10 protein-coding genes and 4 tRNA genes are annotated in these 13,339 nt (G+C 61.4%); 6 read left to right on the top strand and 8 right to left on the bottom strand.

Translation table 11 applies throughout. The features are described from left to right. Window positions 1-5: 5 nt before the first annotated feature. The 3 genes from CEC48_RS03805 (at window position 6) to CEC48_RS03795 (ending at window position 3,860) form a co-directional block, all read left to right on the top strand. Window positions 6-953, top strand: coding sequence for a dihydrodipicolinate synthase family protein (locus CEC48_RS03805; RefSeq protein ID WP_088422534.1), 948 nt, complete (start codon window positions 6-8; stop codon window positions 951-953). A gap of 72 nt (window positions 954-1,025) precedes the next feature. Beyond that, window positions 1,026-2,597, top strand: a complete 1,572-nt coding sequence (locus CEC48_RS03800) for an aldehyde dehydrogenase (NADP(+)) (RefSeq protein WP_088422533.1) — start codon at window positions 1,026-1,028, stop codon at window positions 2,595-2,597. A gap of 3 nt (window positions 2,598-2,600) precedes the next feature. Beyond that, window positions 2,601-3,860 (top strand): FAD-binding oxidoreductase, encoded by a 1,260-nt coding sequence (locus tag CEC48_RS03795; protein WP_088422532.1) that lies wholly within the window; start codon window positions 2,601-2,603, stop codon window positions 3,858-3,860. Window positions 3,861-3,905: 45 nt separating this feature from the next. Here the strand turns inward: CEC48_RS03795 and CEC48_RS03790 are convergent, their stop codons facing one another. Beyond that, window positions 3,906-4,997 carry an NADH:flavin oxidoreductase/NADH oxidase gene (locus tag CEC48_RS03790; RefSeq protein WP_088422531.1) on the bottom strand — a complete coding sequence of 364 codons (1,092 nt, stop codon included), beginning with the start codon at window positions 4,995-4,997 and terminating at the stop codon, window positions 3,906-3,908. Window positions 4,998-5,052: 55 nt separating this feature from the next. Here CEC48_RS03790 and CEC48_RS03785 point away from each other — a divergent pair, with 55 nt between their 5' ends. Further along, a complete protein-coding gene (locus tag CEC48_RS03785) occupies window positions 5,053-5,388 on the top strand; it encodes a helix-turn-helix transcriptional regulator (protein ID WP_088422530.1) in 336 nt (111 codons plus the stop codon). Between the two features lie 175 nt (window positions 5,389-5,563). Beyond that, a complete protein-coding gene (locus tag CEC48_RS03780; RefSeq protein WP_371917739.1) occupies window positions 5,564-6,751 on the top strand; it encodes an alpha/beta hydrolase in 1,188 nt (395 codons plus the stop codon). Between the two features lie 683 nt (window positions 6,752-7,434). On the opposite strand, the gene CEC48_RS03775 is transcribed toward CEC48_RS03780, so the two are convergent. Then, window positions 7,435-7,511 (bottom strand) — tRNA-Val (locus tag CEC48_RS03775). A gap of 184 nt (window positions 7,512-7,695) precedes the next feature. Here CEC48_RS03775 and CEC48_RS03770 point away from each other — a divergent pair. Beyond that, window positions 7,696-8,979 (top strand): FAD-binding oxidoreductase, encoded by a 1,284-nt coding sequence (locus CEC48_RS03770; RefSeq protein WP_088422529.1) that lies wholly within the window; start codon window positions 7,696-7,698, stop codon window positions 8,977-8,979. Between the two features lie 165 nt (window positions 8,980-9,144). Here CEC48_RS03770 and CEC48_RS03765 read toward each other — a convergent pair. The 6 genes from CEC48_RS03765 to purF all read right to left on the bottom strand — a co-directional run bounded on the left by CEC48_RS03765 (window position 9,145) and on the right by purF (window position 13,321). Continuing rightward, window positions 9,145-9,221 (bottom strand) — tRNA-Asp (locus CEC48_RS03765). A 105-nt stretch (window positions 9,222-9,326) separates the two neighbouring features. Further along, window positions 9,327-9,403: transfer RNA gene (locus tag CEC48_RS03760), tRNA-Asp, on the bottom strand. A 55-nt stretch (window positions 9,404-9,458) separates the two neighbouring features. Beyond that, window positions 9,459-9,534: transfer RNA gene (locus CEC48_RS03755), tRNA-Val, on the bottom strand. Window positions 9,535-9,641: 107 nt separating this feature from the next. Next, on the bottom strand, window positions 9,642-10,406 hold the full coding sequence (locus CEC48_RS03750) for an SDR family oxidoreductase (RefSeq protein WP_088422528.1): 765 nt from the start codon (window positions 10,404-10,406) through the stop codon (window positions 9,642-9,644). 11 nt (window positions 10,407-10,417) lie between these two features. Then, window positions 10,418-11,629 carry an O-succinylhomoserine sulfhydrylase gene (locus CEC48_RS03745; protein WP_088422527.1) on the bottom strand — a complete coding sequence of 404 codons (1,212 nt, stop codon included), beginning with the start codon at window positions 11,627-11,629 and terminating at the stop codon, window positions 10,418-10,420. 186 nt (window positions 11,630-11,815) lie between these two features. Next, complete coding sequence (gene purF, locus CEC48_RS03740; protein WP_003212683.1) at window positions 11,816-13,321, bottom strand: amidophosphoribosyltransferase; 1,506 nt, start codon at window positions 13,319-13,321, stop codon at window positions 11,816-11,818. Window positions 13,322-13,339: the final 18 nt, after the last annotated feature.

Here is a 13,339-nt window from a genome sequence, read left to right as displayed (position 1 = left end):
AAACCATGAATACCACGATCTTCACTGGCTGCATCCCTGCCCTGATGACCCCGTGCACCGCCGAGCGCAAACCGGATTTCGACGCACTGGTCGCCAAGGGCCGCGAACTGATCGATATCGGCATGAGCGCGGTGGTGTACTGCGGCTCCATGGGTGACTGGCCGTTGCTGACAGAAGCCGAGCGTCAGGAAGGCGTGGCGCGACTGGTAGCCGCCGGCGTACCAACCATCGTCGGCACCGGCGCGGTCAACAGCCGTGAAGCAGTGGCCCACGCGGCGCATGCGGCGAAGGTCGGCGCCCACGGCTTGATGGTCATCCCGCGCGTGCTGTCCCGAGGCGCCTCGGCGACTGCGCAAAAAGACCACTTTGCGGCCATCCTCAAGGCGGCGCCGAACCTGCCGGCGGTGATCTACAACAGCCCTTACTATGGCTTCGCCACCCGTGCCGACCTGTTCTTTGAACTGCGCCGCGAGTACCCGAACCTGATCGGCTTCAAGGAATTCGGCGGCGCTGCAGACCTGCGTTACGCGGCCGAGCACATCACCTCCAAGGACGATGACGTGACCTTGATGGTCGGCGTGGATACCCAGGTGGTCCACGGTTTCGTCAACTGCAACGCCACCGGCGCGATCACCGGCATCGGCAACGCGCTGCCACGGGAAGTGCTGCAACTGGTGGCCCTGAGCAAGAAAGCCGCCAAGGGTGACGCCACCGCACGTCGCCAGGCACGGGAACTGGAGTCGGCGCTGGCGGTGCTGTCGTCCTTCGACGAAGGCTGCGACCTGGTGCTGTTTTACAAGCACCTGATGGTGCTGAACGGCGACAAGGAATACACCCTGCACTTCAACGAAACCGACGCCCTCAGCGATGCCCAGCGTCGGTATGCCGAGAACCAGTACGCGTTGTTCCGCCAGTGGTACGCCAACTGGTCGGCCGAGCAGAACATCGCTTAAAAATATTCAAGGCAGAAAAGATCAAATGTGGATTCTCTTTGCCAAGCCCATCTTTACTTTCAGGACTACGCCATGACTCTGACGGGCACCATGCTGATTGGTCAGCACTCCATTCCAGGCAGCCGCGAGGCAATCCGGGCGATCAATCCTGCCACCAATATTGCACTGGAACCCGCCTACGCTGGCGGCACCGCCGAGCATGTCGAACAAGCCTGCGCGCTGGCATGGAGTGCCGTCGATAGCTATCGCGAAACGCCGTTGGCGGCTCGCGCCGAGTTCCTGGAAACCATCGCCAACGAAATCGAAGCACTGGGCGATGAGTTGATTGAGCGGGCGATGGCTGAGACCGGCCTGCCGCGCCCACGTATCCAGGGCGAACGCGGGCGCACCTGCCAGCAGTTGCGCGCCTTTGCCCGCACCGTGCGCGCGGGTGAATGGCTGGATGTGCGGGTAGATACTGCGCAACCGGATCGCCAGCCCTTGCCCCGTTCAGACCTGCGTCAACGCCAGGTGCCGTTGGGGCCGGTGGCGGTGTTCGGCGCGAGTAATTTCCCGCTGGCATTCTCGGTGGCGGGCGGTGATACGGCATCAGCACTGGCGGCCGGTTGCACGGTGATCGTGAAGGCGCACAGCGCGCATCCTGGCACCAGTGAACTGGTCGGGCGCGCGGTGGCCAAGGCCGCTCAGCAATGTGGCCTGCCTGAAGGTGTGTTTTCGCTGTTATATGGCTCGGGACGTGAAGTGGGCATCGCGCTGGTCTGCGATCCGCGTATCAAGGCCGTGGGTTTCACCGGTTCGCGCAGCGGTGGTATCGCGTTGTGCGAGGCGGCCCAGGCGCGTCCTGAGCCGATCCCGGTGTATGCGGAGATGAGCTCGATCAATCCGGTTTATCTGTTTCCTGGCGCGTTGAGCGCGCGAGGTGAAGCGTTGGCGCAAGGGTTTGTCGCGTCCCTGACCCAAGGGGCCGGCCAGTTCTGCACCAACCCCGGACTGGTGATTGCTGTTGCGGGGCCGGCGCTGGACCACTTCACCGAAACTGCTGCCCATATGCTTCAACGCAGCGCTGCCCAGACCATGCTCACACCGGGGATCTTCAAGGCTTACGAAGACGGTGTCAGCGCCATGGCCAAGCATGCTCGGCTCGCGGGTACCGGGTTGGCGGCGCAAGGCCCGAACCAAGGGCAGGCCCATTTGTTTATTGCCCAGGCTCGGGACTTTCTCGCCAATCACAGCTTGCAGGCCGAGATATTCGGCGCCGCATCCTTGATCGTGCAATGTGCCGATGCCGATGAAGTCCGCCAGGTCAGCGAGCACCTGGAAGGCCAATTGACCGCCACTCTGCATCTGGATGACGACGATCTGGAAACCGCCCGCGCGTTGCTGCCGACCCTGGAACGCAAGGCCGGCCGCCTGCTGGTCAATGGTTGGCCGACCGGTGTTGAAGTGTGTGATGCGATGGTGCACGGCGGGCCTTTCCCGGCCACCTCAGACTCGCGCACGACGTCGGTGGGTACCGCTGCCATCCTGCGATTCCTGCGGCCGGTGTGCTACCAGGATTTCCCGGATGGCTTGCTGCCGACCGCGCTTCAACACGGCAATCCATTGCTGCTGCGCCGCTTGCTCGACGGTCAGAGAGAAGCCTAGGCCATGACCAATAACGTCATTCCAGACATCGCTGTGGTCGGCGCCGGAATCATTGGTGTCGCCTGCGCGCTGCAACTGGCACGCCAAGGCCGGCGAGTGGTCATCATCGACCAGCAGGAACCCGGCCATGGCGCCTCGTTCGGCAATGCCGGTCACCTGGCGACCGAGCAAGTGTTTCCCATCGCGGATGCGTCCATCCTTACGCGCTTGCCGGCCATGCTGATGGACCCGATGGGGCCGCTGCGCCTGGACTGGAAATACATGCCGCGCGCGCTGCCGTGGTTCACCCGCCTGGTGTTGAACCTGCGCCCGGCGGCATTCCAGCGTACGGTCGCAGGCATCCGTGCACTTAATGAAAGCAGCCTGGGCGCCTGGCACCGGCTGCTGGACAGTATCGATCGCCCCGACCTGATGCGCGAAGACGGCTCGCTGCTGATCTTCGAGCGCCCCGATTCGCGGCAAGCCATCGACGCGTTGCAGGCTCGCATGCGCCAGCAAGAAGTGCCGGTGGATTACTGGCAGGCCAGCGCGGTGCAGGAGGTGGCGCCGCAACTCAGCGACGGGATTCAGGGCGCGTTGTTCTATCCACGTACCGGGCACTTCCTCGATCCCTACCGGGTGGTGTGCGAGCTGATGGAAGCGGCCAAGGCCAGTGGGGTGCAATTTCTCAAGCGCCAGGTAGTGGGCGGGAAGCTGGACGAGCACGGTGTCTCGCTGATGACCGGCCAAGGTGCAGTGGCGGCGCGTCAGGTGTTGATCGCCTGCGGTGCGCATTCGGCCAAATTGACCGCGGCACTGACCGGTAAAAAGGTCCCGCTGGACACTGAACGTGGCTATCACCTGATGCTGGCGCATGAGCATGGGCGGCTACCTTTTGCGGTTACGTCATTGGAGCGCAAGTTCATCATGACGCCCATGACCGACGGGCTGCGGTTGGCAGGCACGGTCGAATTCGCAGGCCTTGATCGCCCACCGAACATGGAGCGCGCGTGGCAGCTGCATCGGCTGAGCCAGGGGCTGTTTCGTCGGGATTTGAATGCTGAGGACGCGACACCCTGGATGGGGTTTCGCCCTTCGTTGCCGGACTCGCTGCCGATTATCGACAAGGTGTGCGAGGGCAAGGTGTTGCTTGCGTTTGGGCATCAGCACTTGGGGCTGACGCAGGCGGCGGTGACGGCGCAGTTGATTGGCCAATTGGTGTCGCCCGCGTTTTTCAGCCAGGACTTGCCGGCGCTGGAACCCTATCGACTGAGTCGTTTCTGACCGCAGCGGCACCTATCTACGGTGCCGCCCTTCTGTCGCCGCTACTTAGCGATAGCGTTCCAGCCAGTGAGCGTAAGGCGCGGGCAAGGTCCAGGACGACTTCTCAACACCCAGTTCCTTGGCCGCAAAGTACGCCCAGTGTGGATCGGCCAAATGTGCACGCCCCACCGACACCAGGTCGAGTTGCCCGGCCTGCAACGCGCCTTCTGCCAGTTGCGGCGTACCAAAGCCCCAGGCGGACGTCACCGGCAAACCGGCTTCGCGACGTACGCGCTCGGCGATTGGCCCCATAAATGCCGGCCCCCACGGAATGTTCGCATCGGGTGTGGAAAAGCCAACGCTGACGCTCAGCAAGTCCAGGCCACCGGCCTTGAAACGACGGGCCAGCTCGATGGATTCCGTCAGGGTCTGCTCGTCGCGGCCGTCATATTCAATCACGCCAAAACGTGCGGTCAGTGGCAGGTTTTCCGGCCATACCTCGCGCACTGCAGCGAGGGTTTCCAGCAGGAAACGGCTGCGGTTATCGAAGCTGCCGCCGTAGGCATCGGTACGTTGGTTGGAATGCTCAGAGAAGAAGCTCTGGCCCAGGTAACCGTGGGCAAAGTGCAGTTCAATCCATTCAAAACCAGCGTCACGGGCACGGCGAGCAGCATCGACGAAGTCCTGGCGAACCCGTGCGATGTCTTCCAGGGTCATGGCGCGGGGAACATTCGGCAGGTGCGCGCCAAAAGGGATGGCCGACGGTGCAATCGTCTGCCATGACCGGGCATCGGAAGCCGGGATATGGTCATCCCCTTCCCACGGGCGATTGGAGCTGGCCTTACGGCCGGCGTGGCCAATCTGGATACCGGGCACCGAACCTGCGGCCTTGATGGCTTTGACCATGGGCACGAAGGCTTGCGCATGTGCGTCGCTCCAGATCCCCGCGCAGCCCGGCGTGATGCGCCCTTCTGGCGCTACAGCGGTCGCCTCGACCACCACCAGACCCGCGCCGCCCCGGGCCATACTGGCAAGGTGCACGTGGTGCCAGTCGTTGACGATGCCGTCGTCAGCCATGTACTGGCACATCGGCGGAATCGCGATCCGGTTGCGCAACGTAACGTCTTTCAGTGTGTAGGGTTCGAACAATGCAGACATAAGAGGGCTCCTGAAGAGAAAGGTTAACTTTCGATAGTTCGATGTTAATCGAACTATGGTGTCAAGCGATAGCCCTGTTATCATTCGCCCCATGCGAGCCTTCAAACACCCCAATGCCGAAGACCTGATTCTAGAACGCGTGCTATACGCGTTGAGTGACCCTGTTCGACTGGAAATCGTACGTTGCCTGGCTGGAGTGACCGAAGCCACCTGCGGCGAACTGGACGGCGGACGACCAAAATCCAGCATGTCCCATCACTTCCGGGTGTTAAGGGATGCGGGGCTTGTACATACCCGCAGCGTGGGTACGACGCATATGAACTCGTTGCGCACTGATGTAATGGACAGCCGGTTTCCGGGGCTGGTCCAGGCGATCCTTTCCCAGCAATAAGCAAGCACGCGGTGGTGGCGCCTTTTTCTACGCCGGCCATCGCTAAAAGCGAAATGTCTTGCGACTGTTTTGCACTATCGGCAGTGCCTGCCCGGTGATTATCGTGCATGACTTTACGGTTACGCGACGCCGAGATCCCGCCTTGAACAACATCCCCGCTTTTTCCATACCTGTGATGCTGCGAAGCGCCGCCTTCGCGATTATTGCCCTTCTATTTGCCAATGCCGCCATTGCCGACACAGCCATGCCCTTGGGCCAGAAGTCGTTCGGGTCGTATCGCCTCGATACCTTGCAATGGCTGCGCGACCATCGCGACTTCCAGGGCACCGACAGGGAAGCTGAACTCAACTGGAATGCACCACAGGAATGGCGCCCGGCGGGCGCGCCCAAGCGCGGGATCATTCTGGTGCATGGCCTGGGCGACTCGCCATGGTCGTTTCACGATATCGGCAGCGCACTGGCCGCCCGCGGCTTCCTGGTAAGGACCGTGCTGCTGCCCGGCCACGGCACCCAACCGGCCGACATGCTGCAAGTGCGCATGGAAGACTGGCGCCGGGTAGTGGACGAACAGGCCGCGATACTGCGCGCAGAGGTGGGTGAAATTTACCTCGGCGGCTTCTCCACCGGCGCCAACCTGGTAGTCGACTACGCCTACAAGCACGACGACGTCGCCGGGCTGCTGCTGTTCTCCCCGGCGTTCCAGTCCAGCATGACCTACGACTGGCTGACACCCCTGATCAGTTGGGCGCGCCCATGGCTGTTGGCGCCAGACGCAAGCCGGCCACAGCAGAGCCTGGTGCGCTACATGACCGTCCCCACCAATGGCTTCGCCCAGTTCTACCGCAGCAGCCGAGTGGCCCGCCAGGAGCTCGAACATCGAACCTACGACAAGCCGGTGTTCATTGCCGTTGCAGCCCACGACTCAGTCCTGGATACGAACTACATACTGCAGACCTTCCAGCAGCGCTTCAGTAACCCCCACAGCCGCTTGGCCTGGTACGGCACACTGCCGGAGAGCGCCTGGGACACGCAGCGTGTAAAAGCGCGCACCGACTATCTGCCGGAGTTGCGGATCAGCCAGTTCTCGCACATGGGGTTGTTGTTTTCACCCGACAATGCGCTCTACGGCGAACAGGGCAGCCTGCGGTTTTGCTGGAACGGCCAGACGGAAGACGCCACCCGCGCCTGCGAACAGGGGTCAGAGGTGTGGTATTCGGACTGGGGTTATCGTGAAGCGGGCAAGATGCATGCGCGGTTGACGTTCAATCCGTATTTCAACTGGCAGCTTGGGGTGATTGATGAGGTGTTGGGCAACCTTGCCGTGGCGGGCGGGAAAGGTCGTACCGGCGCGACTCGACCCTAACCCATGCCCCGCCTTTAGCCATGGCCGGCTCAAGGCGCGAACAGGCCTGCCCGGGAGAGGATCCCGGCGCCAACACTGCATGGCATCATGCCGGGATGTATTGTCGCGGGAAAGCGATGCTGGCCGTCGGGAATGACGCGGACCTTGGGACCGCGCCTTTTCCTGTTAGCCCACCACCCAGACTTGATCCGTTATCGCTGACCACCGCCCTGACCACCGCCTGGGCCGCCCTCCTGGCCATGACCGTGACCGCCACCGCCACCGCCACCGCCACCACCCGGAGGCATGAATATCCAGCATCCCGACAAGGAAGACAGAAAAGCGACTACAACGACCGCCTTGACTACTCGATTCAAATTCATAACAACACTCTCTTTCAGAAATAATTCTCACCACTTATGACAGCTAGAAAATGAATTTCGTCATTTGTTTCGTGTAGTCACATAGTACTTATTGTGTTGTAAACGACACACATAATACCCATCACCGGTTGCTGCCGAGAGCCTCCCAGGCTACCCAGCGGTGACTGTAAGCCAAGATCGACAAAGGAGCTCAGTACCTTGGTTCGTGTCTGAATTTCACTTACCCAAAGTATTCCCAATGTTTGCCCAAACGACAGGCAACAAAAAAGGGCCCACCTTTCGGTGAGCCCTTCTAGACCGCCCAGCAGAGCGGATTTTGTTTGGTAGGCGCGATTGGACTCGAACCAACGACCCCCACCATGTCAAGGTGGTGCTCTAACCAACTGAGCTACGTGCCTGCTGTGAGGCGGCATTTTACGGAATTCCCGAGGGGTGTCAATACCTTTTTTGCAGCTAAGCCTATGAATATGCGAATTTTTTATTTGTGGCCAGCACAACGGTATTTTTCCGGTGGCTGGCAGCGGATTTTCAACTCAGGTAGGATCGGCGCACTCGTAAAAAATATAAAACAGAGGTTCCAGGATGGCGAACACCCCCTACCCCCAGTCGTATTACGCCGCGTCTGCGAATGCGGTACCTCCTCGCCCGGAGCTGCAAGGTGAAGTCGAAACCGATGTATGCGTGATCGGTGCCGGCTATACCGGGCTGTCCAGCGCGCTGTTCCTGCTGGAGAACGGTTTTCGCGTAACGGTGCTGGAAGCTGCCAAGGTGGGTTTTGGCGCGTCGGGCCGCAACGGCGGCCAGATCGTCAACAGCTACAGCCGTGATATCGATGTGATCGAGCGCAGCGTCGGCCCCAAGCAGGCGCAATTGTTGGGAGAGATGGCGTTTGAAGGCGGCAGGATCATTCGGGAGCGTGTGGCCAAGTATCAGATCCAGTGCGACCTGAAGGACGGCGGTGTGTTCGCCGCGCTGAACAGCAAGCACATGGGCCACCTGGAGTCGCAGAAGCGCCTATGGGAGCGCTACGGCCACACCCAGCTAGAACTGATGGACGAGCGCCGCATTCGTGAAGTGGTCGCCTGTGACAACTATGTGGGCGGCCTGCTGGACATGAGCGGCGGGCACATTCACCCGCTGAACCTGGCGCTGGGCGAAGCCGCAGCAGTTGAATCCCTCGGCGGCACGATCTACGAGCAGTCGGCGGCGATTCGCATTGAGCGTGGCGCCAATCCGGTGGTGCATACGGCACACGGCAAGGTCAGGGCCAAGTTCATTATTGTCGCGGGCAATGCTTACCTCGGGAACCTGGTGCCGGAGCTGGCGGCCAAATCGATGCCGTGTGGCACGCAGGTCATCACCACCGCGCCGCTGGGTGATGAGCTGGCGAAGACGCTGCTACCGCAGGATTACTGCGTGGAGGACTGCAACTATCTGCTGGATTACTACCGGCTGACCAGCGACAAGCGCCTGATCTTCGGCGGTGGCGTGGTGTATGGCGCGCGGGACCCGGCAAATATCGAGGCGATCATCCGGCCGAAGATGCTCAAGGCGTTCCCGCAGCTCAAGGACGTGAAGATCGACTACGCCTGGACCGGCAATTTCCTGCTGACCCTGTCGCGCCTGCCGCAGGTCGGTCGCCTGGGCGATAACATCTACTATTCCCAGGGCTGCAGCGGCCATGGCGTGACGTACACCCACTTGGCAGGCAAGGTGCTGGCGGAAGCACTGAGAGGCCAGGCAGAGCGTTTTGATGCGTTTGCCGACCTGCCGCACTACCCGTTCCCGGGCGGGCAACTGTTGCGTACGCCGTTTGCGGCGTTGGGGGCCTGGTATTACGGGCTGCGGGACAAGCTTGGGTTCTAATTCCGGATCGAGGGGCTGGCTTGCCGGCCCCTGCACATCAAGCACCGAGCCAAATCGCAGACACAAAAAACCCCGGTCTTTCGACCAGGGTCTTTGCTATCGATCCAACCAAGCCAGCGGCTTGCTTTGGCGTCTCAGGGCGTTCAGTGGGCCCTGGAACAGATATGGCGCAGCGGACGGGACTCGAACCCGCGACCCCCGGCGTGACAGGCCGGTATTCTAACCAACTGAACTACCGCTGCGTATCGCTCAGACTGCTGAAGTGTCACCTTCAACCGCCTTCAAACATCTGACTGATCAGCCTTGGCTGTTCAATCTCAAATCTGAAACATCAGACCTGGAAAATATGGCGCAGCGGACGGGACTCGAACCCGCGACCCCCGGCGTGACAGGCCGGTATTCTAACCGACTGAACTACCGCTGCGCGTCGGTGCAACCTTTAACGTTGCGTCTTGCCCTAGGGCAAAACTCTCAAGAAGTGGTGGGTGATGACGGGATCGAACCGCCGACCCTCTGCTTGTAAGGCAGATGCTCTCCCAGCTGAGCTAATCACCCTTTGCTTCGTTGAGGCCGCGAAATTTACGCAGGTAGCGGACCTAAGTCAATAGCCCGCTTGAAGTTTTTCTGAAAAAGACAAAATCACTTCAAGACGGTGACGCGCCCTACTCGCTGTAAATCATCTTCTTGCTCATGCCACCGTCGACGACGAACTCCTGGCCGGTGACAAACCCCGCATTGCGCGACAGCAACCACGCCACCATCGCCGCCACGTCTTCCACAGTGCCTACCCTGCCCGCCGGGTGCTGAGCGTGATCGGCGTCCGTCAGCGGCTCGGCGCGGCGTGCAGCCGGGTCACGCGCATCAATCCAGCCCGGGCTCACGGCATTGACTCGCACTTCTGGCCCAAGGCTGATGGCCAGCGCGTGGGTCAGGGCCAACAAACCACCCTTGCTCGCTGCGTAGGCTTCGGTGTCGGGCTCCGACTGACGGGCCCGGGTCGACGCCAGGTTAACGATGGCACCACCGTGAGCCCGCAAATACGGCGCACAGTGTTTGGCCAGCAACATCGGCCCACTGAGGTTCACCGCCAGCACCCGATTCCAGTAAGCCAGGTCGAGGCTTTCCAGAGTGATATTGCGTGGATCGGCCACGGCCGCGTTACACACCAGCGCATCCAGGCGCCCGAACTGGCCAAGCACCTCGGCCACGCCCAGGGCAACCTGCCGCTCATCCGCCACGTCCATGGTGATAAACCAGGCGTTGTCACCCAGCACTTTGGACACCTTGGAACCGCGCTCGCGGTCCAGGTCCGTGAGCACCACCTGCCAGCCTTCGCTGATCAACCAGGCAGCAATCCCCAGGCCGATGCCACGCGCCGCGCCGGTCACCAGCGCGACCCGTCCGTTACTGGCGGTTGCCGCCTCCATGGACCACTCGATCACAGGGCAGCCAACCCACGGGCCAGATCGGCCTGCAAGTCAGCAACGTCTTCCAGGCCCACGGCAACGCGGATCAGGCTGTCACGAATACCCGCTGCTTCACGCTCTTGCGGCGCCAGGCGACCGTGAGAGGTGGTGCTTGGGTGAGTGATGGTGGTCTTGCTGTCACCCAGGTTGGCGGTGATGGAGATCAGGCGGGTTGCATCGATAAAGCGCCAGGCGCCCTCTTTGCCACCCTTGACCTCGAAACTCACCACGGCGCCAAAACCACGCTGCTGGCGCTGGGCCAACTCGTGTTGCGGGTGGCTCTTGAGGCCGGCGTAGTGGACCTTCTCAATGCCATCCTGCTGCTCCAGCCACTCGGCCAGAGCCTGGGCGTTGGCGCAATGAGCTTTCATCCGCAGGCTCAAGGTTTCCAGGCCCTTGAGGAAAATCCAGGCATTGAACGGGCTCAGGGTCGGGCCGGCGGTGCGCAAGAAGCCCACCACTTCCTTCATCTGCTCGCTGCGGCCGGCAACCACGCCGCCCATGCAACGGCCCTGGCCGTCGATGAACTTGGTGGCCGAGTGCACAACGATGTCCGCGCCCAGCTTCAGCGGCTGTTGCAACGCCGGGGTACAGAAGCAGTTGTCGACGATCAGCATCGCGCCCTTGGCGTGCGCCACTTCGGCTAATGCGGCGATGTCTACCAGCTCGGCCAAAGGATTGGACGGTGACTCGACGAACAGCAATTTGGTGTTGGCCTTGATGGCCGCGTCCCAGCCGGACAGGTCCGCCAGCGGCACGTAGTCGACTTCAATGCCAAAGCGCTTGAAGTACTTTTCGAACAGGCTGATGGTCGAACCAAACACGCTGCGCGACACCAGCACGTGATCGCCGGCGCTGCACAGGCTCATGACCACCGCGAGAATCGCGGCCATGCCCGTGGCGGTGGCGACGGCTTGTTCGGCGCCTTCCAGCGCCGCGATACGCTCTTCGAACGCGCGCACGGTGGGGTTGGTGTAGCGCGAATAAACGTTGCCCGGCACTTCACCGGCAAAACGCGCAGCCGCGTCGGCCGCGGTGCGGAATACGTAGCTGGAGGTAAAGAACATCGGGTCACCGTGCTCACCTTCCGGGGTGCGGTGCTGGCCGGCGCGCACAGCCAGGGTATCGAAAGCTACGCCATCGAGGTCGCTATCCAGGCGACCGGCATCCCATTCCTGACTCATGCTCTACTCCTCAACTCAATGCTTTAAAAATCCAAACGCCCCCAGGCATAACCTGTATGAGCGAGCTTGCTCGCGAAGGGCTCAAGAACAGCGCGCTCATACAGAATGCCCGCGTTATCGTTGACGACCTTCGCGAGCAAGCTCGCTCCTACATTGTCAGCCACCGGTACCAGGGCCGGTGTCTACTCAGTTGTTATACAAGTCGATGATCGCGCTGACCGCCTGGGTCTTGATCTTCGAGGAATCGTTACGCGCCTGCTCGATCTTGTTCAGGTACGCCTCGTCGACATCGCCGGTGACGTACTTGCCGTCGAACACTGCGCAGTCGAACTCCTCGATCTTGATCTTGCCACCGCCAACCGCTTCGATCAGGTCCGGCAGGTCCTGGTAGATCAGCCAATCAGCGCCGATCAGGTCCGCAACGTCCTGGGTCGAACGGTTGTGGGCGATCAGTTCGTGGGCGCTCGGCATGTCGATGCCGTACACGTTCGGGTAACGCACGGCTGGCGCGGCGGAGCAGAAGTAAACGTTCTTCGCACCGGCCTCACGGGCCATCTGGATGATCTGCTTGCAAGTGGTGCCACGTACGATGGAGTCGTCCACCAGCATCACGTTCTTGCCGCGGAATTCCAGCTCGATCGCGTTGAGCTTCTGGCGTACCGACTTCTTGCGTGCTGCCTGGCCGGGCATGATGAACGTACGGCCGATGTAACGGTTCTTGACGAAGCCTTCGCGGAATTTCACGCCCAGGTGGTTCGCCAGTTCCAGCGCTGCGGTGCGGCTGGTGTCCGGAATCGGGATAACCACGTCGATGTCGTGATCCGGACGCTCGCGCAGGATCTTGTCCGCCAGCTTCTCACCCATGCGCAGACGCGCCTTGTACACCGAAACACCGTCGATGATCGAATCCGGACGCGCCAGGTAGACGTGTTCGAAAATGCACGGGGTGAGTTTCGGGTTCAGCGCGCACTGACGAGTGTGCAGCTTGCCGTCTTCAGTGATGTAGACCGCCTCGCCCGGCGCCAGGTCGCGGATCAGGGTGAAGCCCAGCACGTCCAGGGAAACGCTTTCGGAAGCGATCATGTACTCGACGCCTTCGTCGGTATGACGCTGGCCGAACACGATCGGACGGATGCCATGCGGGTCGCGGAAGCCGACGATGCCGTAGCCGGTCACCATCGCCACGACGGCATAACCACCCACGCAACGGTTGTGCACGTCAGTCACGGCAGCGAACACGTCTTCTTCGGTCGGCTGCAGCTTGCCACGCTGGGCCAGCTCGTGGGCGAACACGTTCAGCAGCACTTCGGAGTCCGAGTTGGTGTTGACGTGGCGCAGGTCAGATTCGTAAATCTCCTTGGCCAGCTGTTCAACGTTGGTCAGGTTGCCGTTGTGCGCCAGGGTGATGCCATACGGCGAGTTGACGTAAAACGGCTGGGCTTCGGCCGACGTCGAGCTGCCCGCAGTCGGGTAGCGCACGTGGCCAATGCCCATGTGCCCGACCAGGCGCTGCATGTGGCGCTGATGGAACACGTCACGCACCAGACCATTGTCCTTGCGCAGGAATAACCGGCCGTCGTGGCTGGTCACAATACCGGCAGCATCCTGGCCGCGGTGCTGGAGGACGGTTAGCGCGTCATACAGCGCCTGATTCACGTTCGACTTACCGACGATACCGACGATGCCACACATGCGACGCAACCCCTACTT

The sequence above is a fragment of the Pseudomonas sp. K2I15 genome, assembly GCF_002204795.1.
GTDB lineage: Bacteria > Pseudomonadota > Gammaproteobacteria > Pseudomonadales > Pseudomonadaceae > Aquipseudomonas.
Note: the sequence above shows the minus strand (reverse complement) of the source record. Positions and strands in the feature narration are given on the sequence as shown.